The organism is Streptomyces sp. NBC_01320, from assembly GCF_035974375.1.
Classification (GTDB): domain Bacteria; phylum Actinomycetota; class Actinomycetes; order Streptomycetales; family Streptomycetaceae; genus Streptomyces; species Streptomyces yanii.
On record NZ_CP108390.1, the window covers coordinates 5,512,969 to 5,531,597 of the forward strand.

Genomic DNA, 18,629 nt, shown 5'->3' on the forward strand with positions numbered 1-18,629 from the left:
AGGTGGCGGGTGGCGACGCTCAAAGACGTGACGGCGATAGCCGGGATCGGACAGACGGCCTTCGCGAAACAACTCCCTCAATCCGAGAAGACTTTGGCCTGCCGGGCCATCGTGGCGGCGCTCGACGACGCGGGCATCGCCGCGTCGGAGGTCGACGCGTTCGCCTCGTACACGATGGAGGAGACCGACGAGGTCGAGGTCGCCAAGGCGATCGGGGCCGGTGACGTCACCTTCTTCTCCAAGGTCGGCTACGGAGGCGGTGGTTCGTGCGCGACGATCGCGCATCTCGCCGCCGCCGTCGCCACCGGACAGGCGAGCGTCGGGGTCGCCTGGCGTTCACGGAAGCGCGGCTCGGGGCCCCGGCCCTGGAAGAACACCACCGTTCAACTGCCCACCCCCGCCCAGTGGACCCGCCCGTACGGGCTGCTGCGGCCCGCCGACGAGATCGGGATGCTCGCACGTCGGTACATGCACGAGTACGGCGCCACCCGCGACCATCTCTTCAATGTCGCGCTCGCCTGCCGCAACCGCGCCAACCAGAACCCGGACGCGGTGATGTACGAACGGCCGCTGACCCGCGACATGTATATGACCTCGCGCTGGATCAGTGAGCCGCTCTGTCTCTTCGACAACTGTCTGGAGACGGACGGGGCACTGGCCTGCGTCGTCGTGTCCGCCGAGCGGGCCCGGGACTGCCGCCAAAAGCCCGTCTACATCCACTCCGTCGCCCAGGGGCTGCCCGCCCAGCACCACGGCATGGTCAACTACTGGAACGACGACCCGCTCACCGGCCCCGCCTGGACGGCCGCCCGGCAGCTGTGGAAGCACGCCGACTTCGGGCCGGACGATGTCGATGTCGCACAGATCTATGACGCGTTCACCCCGCTCATCCCGCTCTCCCTGGAGGGTTACGGCTTCTGCGGGCGCGGCGAGGGTGCCGCGTTCACCGAGGGCGGGGCGCTGGAGAGCGGCGGCCGGCTGCCGATCAACACCGGGGGCGGCGGGCTGAGCGAGGCGTATGTGCACGGCTTCAACCTCATCAATGAAGGAGTGAAGCAGCTGCGCGGGATCTCCACCGCGCAGGTTCCGGACGCCGCCACCTGCCTGGTCACCGCCGGCGAGGGCGTGCCCACCTCCGCCGTACTGCTGAGGAGCTGAGACCACGCATGGAATCGCTGCTGCTGCCCGTCGCCGACGAGGACGGCGCACCCTTCTGGGAGTACACCGCCCGGGGCGAACTCCGCGTCCAGGCGTGCGCCGTCCCCGCGTGCGGCGCCCTCCGTTTCCCGCCGCGACCCTGCTGCCCGCACTGCCAGTCCTTCGAGAGCGAGTGGCGGGCGATGAGCGGGCGCGGCCGGATCTGGTCGTACGTGCTACCGCATCCGCCACTGCTGCCCGCGTACGCCGCGCAGGCCCCGTACAACGCGGTCGTCGTCGAACTCCCCGAAGCTCCGCACATCCGGCTGGTCGGCAATGTGGTCAGCGGCCCCGAAGCACCGCTCGACTCGGCCGATCCGGCGCGGCTGCGGATCGGGGCACCGGTGCGGGCGGTCTTCGCGCCGGTGAGCCCGGAGCTGACCGTGGTCCGTTGGCTGCTGGAACGGTGAGCGGACGACGATGACGCTGCGGACGGAGACGGACAAGGAGACCGGGGTCGCGGTCGTCACCCTCGACCGACCGGAGAAGCTGAACGCGATCGACCTGGCAACGGCGGACGAACTCGCCGCCGCATGGCGGGCGTTCCGTTTCGACGACGGGGTGCGGGCCGTCGTCGTCACCGGTGCGGGCCGGCGCGCCTTCTGTACGGGGATCGACCGCGGCGTGGAGGTGCCGCAGCCCTCGTCCCCCTACACGATCGACGATCCGCTGCTCGCGATCGGACCGAAGGCGAACGACCTGTGGAAGCCGGTGATCGCCGCCGTGGAGGGGATGGCGTGCGGCGGGGCGTTCTATCTGTTGGGCGAGGCGGAGTTCGTCATCGCCTCGGAGCAGGCGACGTTCTTCGACCCGCATACGACGTACGGCATGGTCAGCGCGTACGAGGCGATTCACATGGCGCAGCGGATGCCGTTCGGGGAGGTCGCCCGGATGTCCCTGATGGGTACGGCCGAACGGGTGACGGCCCGTCGTGCGTACGAGACCGGGCTGGTCAGCGAGGTGACGGCGCCCGGCGGCGCGGTGGAGGCGGCGGTGCGGGCGGCAGCCGTCATCGCGTCGTACCCGACAGGGGCGGTGCAGGGAACGGTGCGGGCGGTGTGGTCCGCCAAGGAAGCGGCGCGCACCCAGGCGCTGGCCCACGCCCCGCACCTGATCGCGCTCGGAAACCTGCCGGTGGAGCGGCAGGGGGAGCTGTTCCAGGGGCGGGGCGGCGGGGAGTTCCGGCTGCGGTGAGCCGGAACTCCCCGCTGGGGTGAGCCGGAGCCCCCGTCAGCAGCGGTCAGTGGCTGAGTTCGGCCTCGGCCCGGCACTTCTTCACCCGGGACACCTTGCTCGGGCTGTCCATCCGCACGGATACGGTCGCGCTGTCGACGTCCGTCAGCTCCACGTTCGCCTCGCCGGTGTCGACGGTGTTGCCGAGCGCGTCGAGAAAGGTGACATCGACCTTGTACACATGCGTGCCGAGCTCGCTCGAGCCGACCCGGACGGTGGAGGACGTCACGGCCCGCCGCTTGCCCTTGCGAGGCTGGGCGCAGCGGATCACGGTCACCTGGGGCGCGTCGGTCGCCGTGGCGGCGGGGGTCGCGGTCTCGTAGGTGGAGCCGCCGGACGAGCTGCTCGACGAGTCGTCGTAGTCATTGTCGTCGTAGTCGTTGTGGTGGTAGCTGCCGTTGCTCTTCTCGGAGTTGGAGCAGCCGCCGCCGCTGCTGCTGCTCGAACCGCGGCTCTTGCTGCCTCGGCTCTTGCCGCCGTGGCTCGAGGTCGAGAAGCCGGTGAGTGCGAGCACCACCACCACCAGGACCGCCGTGAGTTTCAGATGCTGCCGCATCATCGATGCAGCCCCCCTTGTGTTGTTGTCATGTTGCTGTAAAACGACCGCGCGACACCGTAACGCATGGCGCACGGGGAAGGGCCGTCCGGCCGGTGCGCCCCTGGTGGCGGGGGTCAGGGGCCCGGCGTAGCGTCGACGCCGAGAGCGGCGCTGATGCGTGATGCCGGTCCGCACGACCGCAGGAGGCCGATGATGATCCGCAACATCCTCGGCTCGATCGTCGCTCTCGCAGGAGCGGCGGCCGCCGTGCTGAGCCCCTTCCGTGACTGGTACGACGGCCGCCTCGGGCGGCAGTACCGGATCGCGGACCTCTTCAACGGCATCAGCGGTGCGCGGCCGGGACTGTGGGGGTCGGTCTGGCTGCCGCTTCTCTTCGCTGCGGCCGTGACGGTGGTGGGCGTGGTGCTCCGGTCGCGGCTGCTGGTCGCGTGCGCGGGGGTCGTCGTCCTCGGCTTCACCGTGCTGTGGATGGTGCGGCAGGGGCAGGCGACCGGGGGCCTGACGGTGGCGGCGGACGGATCCGGGCTGCAGGTGGGGGTGGCGACCGCCGCGGTGGGCGGGGCACTGATGCTGGTGGGGGCTGCGGTGATGTCGGGGCGGCGGGGCGGGCACAGGCATCCGGGGCGCGTGGACCGGGAACGGCCCTACCCGGCGCCGGGGTCGGATGATCCGGACACGTGGCCGCCCACGCAGGAGCCGGGGCCATCGGTGCAGACGAGTCCCCTGCCGGAGCCCGAGGCGGACCCGTACACGGGCCCCGAGGCGCAGGACCCACGCCGCCCGCCGGGCCGGTCGGGCCCGTCCGGCGATTGAGGACACAGCGGCCGCCCGGACGGACCCCGCGCCCTTTGAATCGCCTTGCCCCACCCGTGGCACACGGTTCCGCGCGCACACGCCGGGGTGTGCGGACGGGCCGATACGTGCCGGACGAGCGGGGAAAACGAGACCGTCCGGCGGTTGAGGACAGAGCGGCTGCCCGGCGAGCCCGGTGAACGCCTACGCCCGTGCCCGGTTCCCCGTGCCCGTCCCCTTCAGTGCGTCCAGCGCGTACACGCAGCGGTCCTTGCTGCACGCGTACACCACGCCCCCCTTCGCCACCGGCGACCCCGTGATCTCGCCGCCCGTCGCAAGCTTCCAGCGCAGCTGGCCGCCTGCCGCGTCCAGCGTGTACAGCACGTGGTCCGCGGAACCGAAGTGGACGCGGCCGTCCGCGACGACCGGCGCGCCGACGACCTCGCCGCCCGCGGCGAACCGCCATTTCGGGGTACCCGTCACCGCGTCCAGCGTGTACAGCGCGCTGCCGCTGCCGACGTGGACATGGCCCGCCGTGACCAGTACCGGTTCGATCGACTGGCGCGCCTCCGTCGCGATGCGCCACCGGTCCTTGCCGGTCGTCGCGTCGAGTGCGTACACCGTGCCGAGGTAGTCGGCCAGGTACACCCCACCGCCTGTGACCGCCGGCCCCGGCGCGAACGCGGGCGGGGACAGGAAGACCGCGGGCGACTCGAAGTGCCACCGCACCAGCCCCGACGCGATGTCCACCGCGAGGACCCGGGTGCCCGCGGCGACGTACACGTAGCCGTCCGCGGCGGCCGTCACCCGTACCGGCACTCCCCCGCAGGACGCCGCGTCACCGATCGGGTACGACCAGCGCTCGATGCCCGTACGGGCGTCCACCGCGCGCAGCCGGGCGTCCTGCCACAGGTACACCGTGCCGTCGTGGATCGCGGGCCCGGCCTCGGCCGTCTCGAAGTCGGTCTGTACGCCTCCGGTCTCCCACAGCTTCTCGCCGGTGGACCCTTCCCACGCCTGCACGCCGCCACCGCGCGTGCCGGTGACCACCGTGCCCCGGTCGGCCTTGAGCGAGTACACCCAGGCATCGGTCTGCAGCCGCCACCGTTCGGCGCCGGTCAGCGCGTCCAGGGCGTACAGCGAAGGGCCGTCGGAGCCGTGGATGCGGCCGCCGTCGAGCGTCATCGACCAGGCGACATCACGGGTCTTGAACTGGCGCCGCCCGTTGCCGACGTCCAGCGCGTGCACCTCGAACGACGTCACGTACAGCAGGTCCCCGGCGACGACCGGCGTGCCCCACACGTCGTTCGACATCCGGAACCGCCAGGGCCGCCAGCGGTCCGGCTCCGCGGGCGGCGCATCGGGGGCGTGCGCCGGAGCGGGCAGCGGGGCGGTGGCCGGGGCCGCGCCGCTCAGCCCGGCGGGCGGGCGCACCCACCCGGTCGCGGGACCCGCCTCCGCGCCGGCCATCGCGCGCACGTCCACGGCACGCGGCCCGGGTCCGATCGGCACCTTCGCCCCGGGCAACCGCACCGGACCGCCCCCGTCCGACTCCGCCGCCCGAACAGGTGCGGGGGCGGGGGACGGCGATCTCAGGTCCGCCCCGCTGCGCCACGCCGACTCCCAGTCCGCGCCCCGCGGCGGCTGCTGGGGCTGCGGCGGCGCCGGAGCGGGAGCCGGGGCGGCGGGTGCCGCCGTGCGCCCCCCGCCTCGGCGCTGCTCGATCATCGCCGTGGCGGACATCGGCAGCCAGGCCGAAGCCGTACCGCTGTCGTCGCTGCCGGAGGCGAAGAGGTGCGGGGCGAGCTGGGCCTGCAGATCGGCCGGGCTGGGCCGCAGCCCGGCGTCCATCTGCATGCAGGACTCGATCAGCGGCCGCAGGTCGTCGGGCAGCCCCTCCACATCGGGGCCCTCCCGCAGCAGCATGAAAACCGTCTCGACCGGGTTCGCCCCGTGGAACGGCGCATGCCCGGTGGCGGCGAAGACGAGCGTCGAGCCGAGCGAGAACACATCGCTCGCGCCCGTGACACTGCGCGAGTCCCTGGCCTGCTCCGGCGACATGTACGCAGGGGTGCCGACCGCCACGTTGGTCATGGTCAGCCGGGTGTTGGAGACTCCGGACGCGATCCCGAAGTCGATCACGCGCGGACCGTCCTCGACCACCAGCACGTTCGACGGCTTCAGGTCGCGGTGGACCAGCCCCGCGCCATGGATGGACTGGAGCGCCTCGGCGATCCCGGCGGCCAGCCACCGCACCGCCTGGGTCGGCATCGGGCCGCACTCATTCACTATTTCCTCGAGCGAGGGAGCGGGCACGTACGCGGTGGCGAGCCACGGCACGGCCGCGCGCGGGTCGGCTTCCACCACGGCGGCCGTGTAGAAGCCGCTGACCGCGCGGGCGGCCTCCACCTCACGCGTGAAGCGGACCCGGAAGAGCTGATCCTCGGCGAGCTCCGTACGCACGGTCTTGATCGCCACCCGTCGGCCGGACGCCGAGCGGGCGAGATAGACCAGCCCCATGCCGCCGGCCCCGAGCCGTCCCAGCACCTCGAACGGGCCGATCCGCCTCGGGTCGTGCTGCGTCAGCTGCTCCACCACTTGCCTGCCACCTCCCCGTACGGACCTCAGGAACAGAAGTCCGCGAAAACCCGCCCTGTGCAGCGTCTCACCACTGGGCACCACCCGGCGGTGCGCTCCCTGATTGTTCCTGGCCGATGCGATGGTTGCGAACCCGGGGGCGGATCGGGGTGTCACATGTCACTCTGCCCTCTATCAGGACACCGGGGGCTGAAGTACGGCGAACTCGGCACCCTGATCGTCGTGCAGGACCGACATCCGCCCGTACGGGATGTCGAAGGGCGGCGCGGAGACCCGGCCGCCGAGCACGACCGCCGTCTCGGCGGTGGCGTCGCAGTCCGCGACGGCGAAATAGCTGAGGAAATAGCTGGGCATCTCGGCCGGGAACGCGTCGGTGATCACGCTGCGTCCGCCGATCGCGGTGTCGGGGCCGGGTTCGGTGCCTTCGGGGGACCACATGCGGAAGTCGACGCCGGACTCGGAGGCGCCCGCACCGCCGGAGCCGGCCCCGGCGGAACCTGAATCGACCGATCCGGAGTCGGAGGCGTCACCATCGCCGGTGCCCGGCTCGTCGTGATCGGTGCCGGACTCGCCGAGGTCGGTCCCGAGGAAGCCGAAGACCTTCTCGTAGAAGGCGTCGACGCGGTCCTTCTGCCGGGTGTACACCTCGGTCCAGCAGAAGGATCCGGGCTCTTTCTGCTTCTCGAACCCGCTGCGGTCACCGGCCTGCCAGAGCCCGAAGACCGCACCGCCCGGGTCGGCGGCCTGCGCGAGCACGCCCGCGCGCCCGACCCGGACGGGCTCGGTGATGACCTGGCCGCCCTCCTGCCGGATCAGGGCGACGGTCGCGGCGATGTCGTCGGTGGAGAAGTAGACGCCCCAGGCGGTCGGCATCCGGCCGTCCCGCTTGGCGGCGAGTGCGGCAACGAGCTTGCCGTCGCTGAGGGCGTCGGCGTACGCGCCGCCGGCGGCGTCCCCGGTCCGGAAGGTCCACCCGAAGAGCCCGCCGTAGAAACGCTTGCCCGCTTCGAGATCGGGGAGCTGTGCGTCCACCCAGCACGGCGCGGAGCGCGGGAATGCGGCCATGGGCCCGGATCCTTCCATAGCAGTGACGCTCGTCACACTCAAGGTAGCCGCGCACCGCATGTGCCGCGCAACGAATGACCCTTTTCGAACGAAAGTTCGACATCAGAGTTCATTGGTCATCGCCTCACGGAAAGTTATCCACCGAAGTTGTCCACAGGCTGTTGATAACACTATTCAGGCTGTGGATCGCATCCGCCGAAATCCGGCCACTTCTCCCACACCACCCCATCGCACCTGCGGAACTCCCCATTTGCAGTCGGCCGAATCGCGCTCCGATCACCCCTCGGTAAGCTGACGGCATGACAGGACAAGTGCGCACCGTCGACGGCCGCGTGGCCGGTCGACGCGGACAGGCGACGCGGCAGAAGCTGCTCGACTGCCTCAGTGAAATGCTCAGCTCCTCGCCCTACCGGGACGTCAAAGTCATCGACGTCGCCCGCAAGGCGGGGACTTCACCCGCAACCTTCTATCAGTACTTCCCCGACGTCGAGGGAGCCGTCCTCGAGATCGCCGAAGAAATGGCCAAGGAGGGCGCCGCGTTGACCGAATTGGTCGCCGGCCGCTCCTGGGTCGGCAAGGCGGGCTGGCAGACCTCCGAAGAGCTCGTCGAGGGGTTCCTCGACTTCTGGCGACACCATGACGCGATCCTGCGCGTGGTCGACCTGGGGGCGGCCGAGGGCGACAAGCGGTTCTACAAGATCCGCATGAAGATCCTGAACTCGGTCACCAACTCCCTCACCGATTCGGTGAAGGAGCTCCAGGCCAAGGGCAAGGTCGACAAGGACATCAGCCCGGCGGCGATGGCGGGCTCGCTCGTCGCGATGCTGGCGGCGGTCGCCTCGCACCAGAAGGGTTTCCAGACCTGGGGCGTCAAGCAGGCCGAACTCAAGCCGAACCTAGCGCTGTTGGTGCATCTGGGCATCACCGGCAAGAAACCGACGAAATAGCGCCGGGCGCACCCTTCTTTCCGGCTTCTTGCCTCGCTTCTTCCTGTACTGGGCTCCACGGCAATCCCGGGCTGCCCACGTCCTGTCTCACCGCTGGCGGACCACCCGATGTGGTCCGCCATCGGCGTATCCGGGCAGCTTCCGCGTCACGGGGTGTCGCGCCGCTCAAGCCGGAAGAGCCGGATCTCCCGCTCCACCCGCGCCTGGTAGGTGGCGTACGGCGGCCAGAACGTCAGCGCCGCCTGCCACACCTCCGCCCGCTCCGCGCCCTCCAGCAGCCGGGCACGCACGGCGATGTCGTGCCCCTTCCAGTTGATGACGGCGTCGTCCGGATGGGCCAACAGATTGGCGGTCCAGGCAGGATGACCCGGACGGCCGAAGTTGCTGCCGATCAGAATCCAGCCGGTGCTGCCACCGCCCGCGGAGCCGTGCTCCGGCATGCAGGCCAGTGGAGTGGTGCGTGGCTGTCCGCTCTTCGCCCCGCGCACCGTCAGGATCACCCCCGGCAGCATCCGGGCGCTGAGCAGCACCTTGCCGCGGGTGAGCCGGTGGACGGTGCGGTCCATGGCGGGCACGACGTGCGGGGCGATCCTGGCGAAGGTGCGGGTCGAGGACACCTTCTGGATCAGCCGGACTCCGGGCGCCATCAGACCGCCACCTCCACGCGCGGTTTCCGGACGCCGGGCGTGAACAGACCGGCTTGCTCTGCGGCGTGGTCGCGCAGCCGGTGGACCGGTCCGAAGAGCAGCTCGTCGGCGGCCGCCCGTTTGAAGTAGAGATGGGCCTCGTGTTCCCAGGTGAAGCCGGTGCCGCCGTGCAGCTGCACGGCCTCGGCGGTGGTGATCCGCAGCGCTTCCAGCGCCTGCGCGAGCGCGAGCCCTCCGGTCGCCGGGTCCCACGCCGCGTAGTACGCCGCGGACCTGGCCGCCTGCACTCGTACGTACAGGTCGGCAAGCCGGTGCTTCACCGCCTGGAAGGAGCCGATGGCGCGGCCGAACTGCTCGCGCATCTTGATGTGTTCGATGGCCCGGTCGAGCGCGCTCGCGGCGGCTCCGACCGCCTCCGCCGCCAGTACGGCGGCGGTCGTGCGCCCGACGGCGGCGAGCGCTCCGGCCGATCCTGACACATCCACCGTGTCGTCCGCGCCGAGCAGTTCGGCGGTGGTCTCACGGAGTTCGACACGGGCCACCGGCCGGGTCTCGTCGAGCGAGGTCTGCCGGGTGCGGGCGAGCCCGGTCGCCGTGTCCGAGCGGACGAGGAAGAGGAGAGTCCGGCTGCGCGGGAAGCCACCCGCGTGGGCGGCGACCAGCAGAAGGCCGGCGCTGTGCCCGTCAAGGACCTGGGCGGCTTCCCCGTACAGCCGCCACCCGTCCGGGCCGGGTCTGGCCTGTACGCCGCCGGACCGGCCGCCGCCCGCCCAGGCGCCGCCGCTGGTGTCGCCAATGAGGCCGAGGGCGGTGGCCGGTGAGCCGCCGGGGAGGGCGAGGGCCGCGGTCAGTTCGCCCGCGGCGATGCGGGGCAGCAGGGCGGTGCGCTGGGCATCGGTGCCGACAGCGGCGATCAGCGGTGCGGCGAGCGCAGCGGTGGCGAGCAGCGGGGACGGCAGCAGGGCGCGGCCGGCCTCCTCGCAGGCGACGGCGAGTTCGGCGGGGCCGCAGCCGGCTCCTCCGTACTCCTCCGCGAGCACGAGGCCAGGCAGTCCGACGTCCTGGGCGAGCTGCCGCCACAGGGTCTCGTCGTATCCGTGCGCGGTCCGTACGGCGCTCCTGACCTCGTCTGGTCCACAGCGTTTGGCCAGCAGTTCGCGCAGGGTGCGGCGGATCTCGTACTGTTCCGCGGTGAAGGCGGCGTCCATCGTCGGGCTCCTTCCCCTCAGGGGCCGTCGACCCCTGATCTGACGGGCCGTCATGTTAGGGGCGATGGCGCCAGAAACCCAGACTCGCGCACACCCCTGCCCGGACCCGATCCCGCCCGCACACCGGTCCGCAGCGACATATCTGATGTACCGTCAGATCCATGCCTTCCTCACCTTCCTCTCCCCCGCGCAAGGTCGCTGTCGTCGGCATATCCCTCGCGGACTGCGGACGCGTCGACGGCCCCACTCCGTACGCCCTCCATGCCCAGGCCGCCCGCCGGGCACTCGCCGACTCGGGCCTGGACCGCTCGGTCGTCGACGGTTTCGCCTCCGCCGGACTCGGCACGCTCGCCCCCGTCGAGGTCGCCGAGTATCTGGGGCTGAAGCCCACCTGGGTCGACTCCACGGCGGTCGGTGGTGCGACCTGGGAGGTGATGGCCGCCCACGCCGCCGACGCGATCGCGGCAGGCCGCGCGAACGCCGTACTCCTGGTGTACGGATCGACCGCCCGCGCCGACATCAGGGCGGGGCGCCGCACGTCGAACCTGTCGTTCGGTTCGCGCGGCCCGCTCCAGTTCGAGGTGGCGTACGGGCACTCGCTGATCGCCAAGTACGCCATGGCCGCCCGCCGCCATATGCACGCGTACGGGACAACGCTGGAGCAGCTCGCCGAGGTGGCGGTCCAGGCGCGGGCGAACGCGGCGGCCAACCCGGACGCGATGTTCCGGGACCCAATCACGGTGGACGACGTGCTGTCGGGACCGATGATCGCGGACCCGTTCACCAAGCTGCACTGCTGCATCCGCAGCGACGGCGGGTGCGCGGTGCTGCTGGCCGCGGAGGAGTACGTGCCGGACACGGCGAAGACTCCGGTGTGGATCCTCGGCACGGGTGAGCACGTCTCGCACTCCACGATGTCGGAGTGGGACGACTTCACGGTCTCCCCGGCGGCCGTCTCGGGCCGCCTGGCGTTCGAGCGGGCCGGGGTACGGCCGGCGGACATCGACCTGGCCGAGATCTATGACGCGTTCACCTATATGACGCTGGTGACGCTGGAGGACCTCGGCTTCTGCGCGAAGGGCGAGGGCGGCGCCTTCGTCGAGAAGGGCCGCACGGGCCTGACCGGCGAGCTCCCGGTCAACACCGACGGCGGCGGCCTCTCCGCCTGCCACCCCGGCATGCGCGGGCTGTTCCTGCTGGTGGAAGCGGTACGGCAACTGCGCGGGGAGGCGGGAGATCGTCAGGTCCGGAAGACGGACGGCCGGCTGCCGGAGCTGGCGGTGGCCTCGGGGACGGGCGGCTGGTTCTGTTCGTCGGGGACGGTGGTGCTGGGGCGGGCGTGAGCGGGTGTGAGGGGGTCTGGCAACGGTGCAATCCGTGCCCTGATGTCCAATGGCCACATGACGGATGCATCGACCTCTGCGCAGCACACCTTCCGGGACCTCCTTCACGCCCAGCGCGTCTGGGACGTGGACCTCCCCGCCTTCGACCCGTCCGCCGCGCCCCGCACCCCGCTCCCCCTCTTCCACACCTGGTTCGCCGAGGCGGTGGCCGCCGGGCAGACCGAGCCGCACACCATGACGCTGGCCACGGTCGACGCCGAGGGCCACCCCGACGTACGGACGCTGATGCTGCACGACGCGGACGACCGCGGCTGGCACTTCGCCACGCACGCCACCAGCGCAAAGGGCCGCCAGCTCGCCGCGCATCCGCATGCGGCGCTCGGTTTCTACTGGCCCGCACAGGGCCGGCAGGTACGGGTACGAGGTCCGGTCACCGCCTGCACCCCGGCCGAGAGTCGGGCCGATCTGCACGTCCGCTCGACCGGGGCGCTGGCCTCGGCACTGGTGGGGCGACAGAGCGAGGTGCTCGGCTCGCACGAGGAGCTGAACCGCGCCTCGGACGCCGCATGGGAACGGGCGCAGGCGGAACCCGAGGCGGACGTGACGAGCTGGACGCGGTACGTGGTCGAGCCGCACGAGGTCGAGTTCTTCCAGGGCGATGCGCGGCGACGGCACGTCCGGCTCCGCTACCGCCGGGACGGCGGCAACTGGACCCGGGAACTGCTCTGGCCGTGAGTCGGCAAACCGATTTCCACCAGAAAGGAGCACTATGGGAAGCAGGTGAGTTGCTGGAGGCATTCCATGACACGAACCCGTTCCCGTTACGCCCCCGACCACGGTCTGACCACGCGCATGGTCACCACCATGTTCCTGATCGGACTGCTTTACGTGGTCCTCGTGGGCGTGCTCCTCGCGGTGCTGCGGGGCGCCTGGCCGATCATCCTGATCGTCGTGGGTGGTCTGTTCATCGCGCAGTTCTGGTTCAGCGACCGCATCGCCGCCTTCAGCATGGGCGCCCGCGAGGTCACCCCCGAGGAAGCACCCGAGCTGCACGGCACCATCGACCGGATCTGCGCCCTGGCCGACATGCCGAAACCCCGGGTGGCCATCGCCCGGAGCGACGTACCGAACGCCTTCGCCACCGGCCGCGGCGAGAGGACCGCCCTCGTCTGCGCCACCACCGGACTCCTGCGCAGACTGGAACCCGAGGAGCTGGAGGGCGTCCTCGCACACGAGATGTCGCACGTCGCGCACCGGGACGTCGCCGTCATGACGATCGCCTCGTTCCTCGGCGTCATGGCCGGCGTGGTCACCCGCGTCGCCCTCTGGGGCGGCTTCTCCCGCAGCAGCCGCGGCAGCGACCCCGTCGGCATCGCGATCCTACTGATCCCCCTGATCAGCGCCGTCGTGTACTGCCTGAGCTTCCTGCTCACCCGACTGCTCTCGCGCTACCGCGAACTCTCCGCCGACCGCGCCGCCGCCCTCCTCACCGGCCGCCCCTCCGCGCTCGCCTCGGCGCTCACCAAGGTCAGCGGGCAGATGGCCCGGATCCCGACGGAGGACCTGCGGAAGGCGGAGCCGTACAACGCCTTCTACTTCGTCCCGGCGTTCTCCTCGAAGGAGAGCCTCAGCCGGCTGCTCTCCTCCCACCCGACCCTCGAACAGCGCCTCGACCAGCTGGCCCGCATCTCCGCCGAACTCGCCCGCCCGTAAGGAGTCCGCAGTGGGTCTGCTCGACACGATCCTGGGACGCAGCAAACCGGTACGCCCCGACCTCGACCAGCTCTTCGCCGTACCGTCCGCCGCGCTCACCCTCCAGGCGGGCGCGGGCTTCATCCCCACCGGTCTGGGCTCGGTCTGCTTCGCGGGCGTGGAGGGCGGCACCTTCGCCCGTATCCAGCAGGACGTACAGGAACTGCTCGATGCGGACACGGACCGGGGCGGGATCCCGGTGGAATTCAGCCGCGATTCGTACGGCTACACCTGGCTGCTCGCCCGCCACTCCCCCGACGACGTGGCCGCCCTGGTCAACGACCTGCACGCGGTCAACACCCTGCTCCAGGACGGCGGCTTCGGCCCGCAACTGCTCTGCTCACTGATCGGCTTCCGGAATGCCGAAGGGCGCTCGCTGGCACTGGTCTACCTCTACAAACGCGGCACGTTCTATCCGTTCGCCCCGGTGTCGGGCGGCGCCGAGAGACGAGACAGCCCCCTGGAGCTGCAGGTCAGGGCGACACTGGGCGACGACCTGCGGGTCGAACAGGATCTCTCCCGGTGGTTCCCGGTCTGGGGCGCGCCCGGCCTGTGACAATCAGGCGGTACGCGCACCTGCCACGAAAGCGGACCAGGAGGCCGAGGTGACGGCGAAGGTGGGACCGTCGATCACCTTGGAATCGCGGACGTGGACGGTGTGGGGGCAGGTGGCGACCTCTACGCAGGCGCCGCCTTCGTTGTTGCTGTAGCTGGACTTGCGCCAGTCGTAGGCGACTTCGATGCACTCGCCGCCTTCGTTGGTGCTGTAGCTGGACTTGAACCAGTCCAGTTCCGTCGACTTCATAGCTGCGCCGCCTTCTCCTTGATGAGTTCCGCAGACTCCCAGGGCGTGAGCGCCTGCGCCCGCAGGATGCCGAAGAGGTCGAACAGGTCGCTGACCCGGTCCGGCTTGGAGATCAACGTACCCCCGCCATGCCCCTCTTCGAAGATCAAGTTGCGTCCCTCCTCCGTGCTCATCAGCTGCATCGGCCCGTGGAGTCCCGCATGCATGTGCCGACGGGTAGGCATTACCTGAAACGTCAAGTGACTCATCGTCCGCATGCACTCCAGCAGATGCCGGAGCTGATCCTTGAGTACCTCAGGGCCGCCGAGAATGCGCTCCAGGGCCGACTCCTCCATGACAAACCCGATACGCGGTGGAGGCGTGCGGGTCAACACCGCCTGCCGCTCCAGACGAGCTGCGACATGCCGAGCGACTTCCTCCTCCGTGTACGCCGGTACACGGGACGCGTACAGCGCACGTGCGTACGCCTCCGTCTGAAGCAGGCCAGGGATCACCATCATTTCGTACGCGCTGATGACCCGCGCCAACCGCTGGAGCCGAACCCAGTCCACATACTTCGGCGGGTACTTCTCCTCGTCCATCAGTTCCACGCAGGCCTTCAACGCCCCGCACGCCTCGAAGACTTGGTCCGCAGCCCCCAGGAAGTCCAACGAGGGGATCCGCTCAGCCCGCTCGTACGCCCCCATCAGCGACTCCGAGACCAACAGCTTCTCCGAAGCGTCTCTCTGCGTGAGCCCCGCCCGCACCCGGTGGATCCGAATCAGATCCCCCACAAGCCTCCGCACCTGCGACGGCTCACCACTCGACCCCACAGCCACCACCGTTCTCACCACATTGCCAAATGTGGACCGTGTCTCTCTGGTCACGCTACGCAGTCAGCGGGATCCTCGTATCCATGACGAGCAAGAAGCTCCCCGAATGGGTACCGCCCGCGGGGCTCCAACTTCACCTGACCGGGGTCCACTTCGACGCCATCCGGGTACGCGGCGTACGCGGCGAGGCTGTCCTGCACCACCTCGCCACGCTCACGGACGGCGAACCGGGTCCGGTGGTCCGGGAGGTCGCGGGCGGGCGGTGGACGTACTTCCTGATCCCGCCCGGGACGAGCAAAAGGTACGACTGGCCGCCGGGGGCGACCTGTCTCGGACCGTCGGCGCGGGATCTGTACGTGGGGATCCCCGCGGCGCACGGCAACACGTATCCGCTGAGCTGGCGGTGCGGGGCGCCGGAGGAAGGGGAGTTCGTGGACGCCGAGCTGCTGCACGGGGTGGTGGTCGCGCAATTGGTACGGGAGGACTGGTGACCCGTTCCGTATCATCAGGTTCATGACTCCTGAGCGCCCGAATTCCGTCAGCCGGCTTCGCGCCTCCGACGCCGACCGTGAAGCGGTGGTGGAGCAGCTCCAGGAGGCGGCGGCCGAGGGCCGCATCGATCTCGACGAGCTGGATACGCGCCTGGGTCAGGCGCTCGGCGCCAAGACCTTCGCCGAGCTGGAACCCCTCACTGCCGATCTGGCACCCGCGCCGCAGAACGCGACGGAGCCGCTGGTCATCGAGGGCGGCATGCACGGCCTGGCACGCACCGGACGATGGAAGGTGCCCGCGCGCATCGACGTGGCCGGCGGCATGGGCGGCGCCAAGCTCGACTTCACACAGACCGAGACCCGACTGCGCGAGATCGAGCTGGAGGTCAACGGCCAGATGGGCGGGGTTGTCGTGGTCGTACCCAAGGGGTGGGCGGCGGAGACCGACGACGTCCGTCCCGGCCTGGGCGGCCTCAAGGACCGGACCCGGGGCGAGAGGCTCCCGGGCGCACCGCTGCTCCGCCTCACCGGTTCGGGCGGCATGGGCGGAGTGGTCGTCCGCCACCCCAACATCTGGGAGCGGTGGAAGCTGCGCCGCGGCAAGCGGCGCTGACTCCGCCGCGTCAGGCATCGGCTTCCGGCCGGAAGACCGGGACCGCCTCGCAGCCCTCCTCCTGCCGGAAGGCGACGCGCAGCTCCATGCCGATCGCGAGGGCCGACTCCTCGCAGTCGACGATCTCCGTCATCATGCGCGGCCCCTCGGCGAGGTCGACGACGGCCGCCGTGTACGGGACGCGGGAACCGAACGGCGGCAGGTCGTTGCGGTGGACGACGGACCACGTGTAGAGCGTGGCGCGGCCGCTCGCCCGCTCCCAGTCGACGTCCTCGCTCCAGCACGTGGGGCAGAACTCGCGGGGATAGTGGTGGGCGGCGCCGCAGGCACGGCACCGGCGCAGCAGCAGGTTGCCCTCGGCTGCGGCGTCCCAGTAGGGGCGGGTGAAGTCGTCCGGCTCGGGCAGGTCGAAGCGGGGGGTGGCGGCGGTCATCCGAAGAGTCCGATCGCGTGGTCGAGGGACCAGACCTGCCAGGACATGGCGAAGAGGGCGACCAGCGAGATCAGCGCCATCATCGCGTTCTGCCCCTGCTCGGCCCAGTCGTGGATCATCAGCACCAGATAGAGGAGATTGAGGAGCAGCCCGCCGACGAGCGCGACGGGGGTCAGGAAGCCGACGATCAGCCCGAGACCGAGGGCGAGTTCCGCGTACACGACGAGGTAGGCCATTGCCTTGGGGCGGGGCGCGACGACCTTCTCGAATCCGCTTCTGACCGCCGGCCACTTGTGCATACCCGCGACGTCCGCCGCCCAGGCGATGCCCGTACCGCGTTCGAACCAGCCCTTCTTGTCCTTGTGTCGCCAGCTCTCCAGCCACCACAGGCCGAGCCCTGTTCGAAGGACGGCGAGCCACTCGGCTCCACCGAGCCAAATCGTCCGCATCGGGCCCCCTTCCCGTTCCGCCGCGGGGTTGAGGAATTCAAGGAATCTGACGGTACGTCAGATGTACTGATCCCGATAGCCCCGCAACACCACCGGGGAGCTGACGCTGTACGTCACTTCCCCTCGATGTGGACAAGGTTCGGCCAGTAGCGCACGACCCTCGATCAGGGTCGGCGCGGGAGTGGCCACCCCGCGTCGACACTGCCCCAACTCAGCCACCATTCAATGCACTTGGGTCACATGGCGAATCAATGGGCCCTCGCGCACAGCTCGGCCCGCCGGCCACTCCGAGCCATCCGTGACCAATTCGCAATGGAACCCGATCTTGACCGAGACCCATCAAGTAATCGGGCGATTACGCTCCGAACCATGCCCGACAGCACCTCCACCGCCGATAGCAGCCCCACGCCCGCGCCCACCGACATCACGGAACACCGGCCCGTCTATGTCATCGGCGGCGGCCCGGGCGGTCTCGCCGCCGCGGCCACCCTGCGCGCGCAGGGTGTGCGAGCCGTCGTACTGGAGAAGTCCGAGAACGTGGGCGCCTCCTGGCGCCGTCACTACGACCGGCTGCATCTCCACACCACCCGGCGCTGGTCCGCACTGCCGGGTCTCACGATGCCGCGCCGGTTCGGACGCTGGGTGGCCCGCGACGACGTGGTGCGCTACCTGGAGAAGTACGTCGAACACCATGAGCTGGAAGTGGTGACGGGCGTCGAGGTGACCCGTGTCGACCGGGCGTCGGACGGCGCCGGCTGGCAGCTGACCGCAAGCGGCGGACGGGTCCTGACCGGGCGGGCCGTCGTCGTGGCCACTGGCTACAACCACACCCCAAGGATCCCCGACTGGGCGGGCCGCGACACGTTCACCGGCGAGCTGCTGCACGCCTCGGACTACCGCAATCCCGCCCCGTACGCGGGCAAGGACGTCCTCGTCGTCGGTATCGGCAACACGGGGGCGGAGATCGCCGTGGACCTGGTGGAGGGGGGCGCTTCCCGGGTACGGATCGCGGTACGCACCGTTCCGCACATCGTGCGCCGCTCCACGGCGGGCTGGCCCGCGCAGGCGACCGGCATCCTGGTCCGCAGGCTGCCCGTGCGCCTGGTCGACCGGGCCGGCCGGCTGATGGCCAGGGCCGCCGTGCCCGACCTCTCCGAACAGGGCCTGCCGCGCCCGGACACGGGCCTCTACTCACGGGTCAAGGACGGCGCCATTCCGGTCCAGGACGTGGGGCTGATCCACGCGGTGCGGGGCGGCCGGGTGCTGCCGGTGCCAACCGTCGATTCGTTCGACAAGGACACCGTGGTGCTGGCGGACGGGACGCGGATCACGCCGGACGCCGTGATCGCGGCGACCGGCTACCGGCGGGCGCTCGAAGGGCTGGTCGGACACCTCGACGTACTGGACGCACGGGGCAGGCCGGTCGTGCACGGCGGCCGCACGCCGAAGCATGCGCCCGGTCTCCACTTCACCGGGTTCACCAACCCGATCAGCGGCATGTTCCGCGAAATGGCCCTGGACGCGGAGAAGATCGCCAAGCGGCTGGCGAAGCGGACCGGCTGACCCCGGGGCCGTGACCCGGGACTTCGTGTCCCTGAGGCCGGCGTGCCCGGCGCTCCCCGCCTCGTCGTCACGGACACCGCCGAGGACGTCCTCTCCGGCCATGAAAAGAAATTCTGGGGGGC

The 18,629-nt window shown here is 70.5% G+C and carries 21 protein-coding genes; 12 read left to right on the forward strand and 9 right to left on the reverse strand.

Going from position 1 to position 18,629, the window contains the following annotated elements; all coding sequences use genetic code 11:
• Positions 1-9 precede the first annotated feature (9 nt).
• The 3 genes from OG395_RS24940 to OG395_RS24950 are packed head-to-tail and all read left to right on the forward strand — an operon-like array spanning position 10 to position 2,391.
• Positions 10-1,158, forward strand: a complete 1,149-nt coding sequence (locus OG395_RS24940; protein WP_327244914.1) for a lipid-transfer protein — start codon at positions 10-12, stop codon at positions 1,156-1,158.
• 8 nt (positions 1,159-1,166) lie between these two features.
• The gene (locus tag OG395_RS24945; RefSeq protein ID WP_327244915.1) at positions 1,167-1,607 is read left to right on the forward strand and encodes a Zn-ribbon domain-containing OB-fold protein; all 441 of its coding nucleotides are present in this window, start codon (positions 1,167-1,169) and stop codon (positions 1,605-1,607) included.
• A 10-nt stretch (positions 1,608-1,617) separates the two neighbouring features.
• On the forward strand, positions 1,618-2,391 hold the full coding sequence (locus OG395_RS24950) for an enoyl-CoA hydratase/isomerase family protein (protein WP_327244916.1): 774 nt from the start codon (positions 1,618-1,620) through the stop codon (positions 2,389-2,391).
• A gap of 46 nt (positions 2,392-2,437) precedes the next feature.
• On the opposite strand, the gene OG395_RS24955 is transcribed toward OG395_RS24950, so the two are convergent.
• Entirely contained in the window at positions 2,438-2,989 is a 552-nt protein-coding gene (locus OG395_RS24955; protein WP_327244917.1) for a hypothetical protein, read from the reverse strand.
• 192 nt (positions 2,990-3,181) lie between these two features.
• Between OG395_RS24955 and OG395_RS24960 the strand changes: the two genes are divergently transcribed.
• The gene (locus OG395_RS24960; RefSeq protein ID WP_327249448.1) at positions 3,182-3,802 is read left to right on the forward strand and encodes a hypothetical protein; all 621 of its coding nucleotides are present in this window, start codon (positions 3,182-3,184) and stop codon (positions 3,800-3,802) included.
• Positions 3,803-3,985: 183 nt separating this feature from the next.
• Here OG395_RS24960 and OG395_RS24965 read toward each other — a convergent pair whose 3' ends face one another.
• On the reverse strand, positions 3,986-6,379 hold the full coding sequence (locus tag OG395_RS24965; RefSeq protein ID WP_327244918.1) for an outer membrane protein assembly factor BamB family protein: 2,394 nt from the start codon (positions 6,377-6,379) through the stop codon (positions 3,986-3,988).
• Positions 6,380-6,553: 174 nt separating this feature from the next.
• Complete coding sequence (locus OG395_RS24970; RefSeq protein WP_327244919.1) at positions 6,554-7,444, reverse strand: VOC family protein; 891 nt, start codon at positions 7,442-7,444, stop codon at positions 6,554-6,556.
• Between the two features lie 299 nt (positions 7,445-7,743).
• Between OG395_RS24970 and OG395_RS24975 the strand changes: the two genes are divergently transcribed.
• Positions 7,744-8,391: a TetR family transcriptional regulator gene (locus OG395_RS24975; RefSeq protein ID WP_266982768.1), complete on the forward strand. Its 648-nt coding sequence runs from the start codon at positions 7,744-7,746 to the stop codon at positions 8,389-8,391.
• 146 nt (positions 8,392-8,537) lie between these two features.
• On the opposite strand, the gene OG395_RS24980 is transcribed toward OG395_RS24975, so the two are convergent.
• Together OG395_RS24980 and OG395_RS24985 are read right to left on the reverse strand one after the other, a co-directional pair.
• A complete protein-coding gene (locus tag OG395_RS24980; RefSeq protein ID WP_327244920.1) occupies positions 8,538-9,038 on the reverse strand; it encodes a nitroreductase family deazaflavin-dependent oxidoreductase in 501 nt (166 codons plus the stop codon).
• On the reverse strand, positions 9,038-10,246 hold the full coding sequence (locus tag OG395_RS24985; protein WP_327244921.1) for an acyl-CoA dehydrogenase family protein: 1,209 nt from the start codon (positions 10,244-10,246) through the stop codon (positions 9,038-9,040). Before OG395_RS24985 ends, OG395_RS24980 begins: the two co-directional genes overlap by 1 nt.
• A 161-nt stretch (positions 10,247-10,407) precedes the next feature.
• Here OG395_RS24985 and OG395_RS24990 point away from each other — a divergent pair, with 161 nt between their 5' ends.
• The 4 genes from OG395_RS24990 (at position 10,408) to pspAB (ending at position 13,897) form a co-directional block, all read left to right on the forward strand.
• Positions 10,408-11,589: a thiolase C-terminal domain-containing protein gene (locus tag OG395_RS24990; protein ID WP_327244922.1), complete on the forward strand. Its 1,182-nt coding sequence runs from the start codon at positions 10,408-10,410 to the stop codon at positions 11,587-11,589.
• A gap of 57 nt (positions 11,590-11,646) precedes the next feature.
• Positions 11,647-12,324 carry a pyridoxine/pyridoxamine 5'-phosphate oxidase gene (locus OG395_RS24995; protein ID WP_327244923.1) on the forward strand — a complete coding sequence of 226 codons (678 nt, stop codon included), beginning with the start codon at positions 11,647-11,649 and terminating at the stop codon, positions 12,322-12,324.
• A 66-nt stretch (positions 12,325-12,390) separates the two neighbouring features.
• Positions 12,391-13,302 carry a zinc metalloprotease HtpX gene (gene htpX / locus OG395_RS25000; protein ID WP_327244924.1) on the forward strand — a complete coding sequence of 304 codons (912 nt, stop codon included), beginning with the start codon at positions 12,391-12,393 and terminating at the stop codon, positions 13,300-13,302.
• A 10-nt stretch (positions 13,303-13,312) separates the two neighbouring features.
• The gene (gene pspAB, locus OG395_RS25005; RefSeq protein ID WP_327244925.1) at positions 13,313-13,897 is read left to right on the forward strand and encodes a PspA-associated protein PspAB; all 585 of its coding nucleotides are present in this window, start codon (positions 13,313-13,315) and stop codon (positions 13,895-13,897) included.
• A 3-nt stretch (positions 13,898-13,900) separates the two neighbouring features.
• Here pspAB and OG395_RS25010 read toward each other — a convergent pair whose 3' ends face one another.
• Together OG395_RS25010 and OG395_RS25015 are read right to left on the reverse strand one after the other, a co-directional pair.
• Entirely contained in the window at positions 13,901-14,146 is a 246-nt protein-coding gene (locus OG395_RS25010) for a DUF397 domain-containing protein (RefSeq protein ID WP_327244926.1), read from the reverse strand.
• On the reverse strand, positions 14,143-14,919 hold the full coding sequence (locus OG395_RS25015) for a helix-turn-helix domain-containing protein (RefSeq protein WP_327244927.1): 777 nt from the start codon (positions 14,917-14,919) through the stop codon (positions 14,143-14,145). Before OG395_RS25015 ends, OG395_RS25010 begins: the two co-directional genes overlap by 4 nt.
• A 122-nt stretch (positions 14,920-15,041) precedes the next feature.
• Between OG395_RS25015 and OG395_RS25020 the strand changes: the two genes are divergently transcribed.
• Entirely contained in the window at positions 15,042-15,449 is a 408-nt protein-coding gene (locus OG395_RS25020; RefSeq protein ID WP_266982786.1) for a hypothetical protein, read from the forward strand.
• A 22-nt stretch (positions 15,450-15,471) separates the two neighbouring features.
• Complete coding sequence (locus OG395_RS25025; RefSeq protein ID WP_327244928.1) at positions 15,472-16,062, forward strand: DUF1707 SHOCT-like domain-containing protein; 591 nt, start codon at positions 15,472-15,474, stop codon at positions 16,060-16,062.
• Between the two features lie 10 nt (positions 16,063-16,072).
• Here the strand turns inward: OG395_RS25025 and OG395_RS25030 are convergent, their stop codons facing one another.
• Together OG395_RS25030 and OG395_RS25035 are read right to left on the reverse strand one after the other, a co-directional pair.
• Positions 16,073-16,495 carry a Zn-ribbon domain-containing OB-fold protein gene (locus OG395_RS25030; protein ID WP_327244929.1) on the reverse strand — a complete coding sequence of 141 codons (423 nt, stop codon included), beginning with the start codon at positions 16,493-16,495 and terminating at the stop codon, positions 16,073-16,075.
• Positions 16,492-16,944 (reverse strand): DoxX family membrane protein, encoded by a 453-nt coding sequence (locus OG395_RS25035; protein WP_327244930.1) that lies wholly within the window; start codon positions 16,942-16,944, stop codon positions 16,492-16,494. The genes OG395_RS25030 and OG395_RS25035 overlap by 4 nt, the downstream gene beginning before the upstream one ends.
• A gap of 369 nt (positions 16,945-17,313) precedes the next feature.
• Here OG395_RS25035 and OG395_RS25040 point away from each other — a divergent pair, with 369 nt between their 5' ends.
• Positions 17,314-18,507 (forward strand): flavin-containing monooxygenase, encoded by a 1,194-nt coding sequence (locus OG395_RS25040; RefSeq protein ID WP_327244931.1) that lies wholly within the window; start codon positions 17,314-17,316, stop codon positions 18,505-18,507.
• Positions 18,508-18,629: the final 122 nt, after the last annotated feature.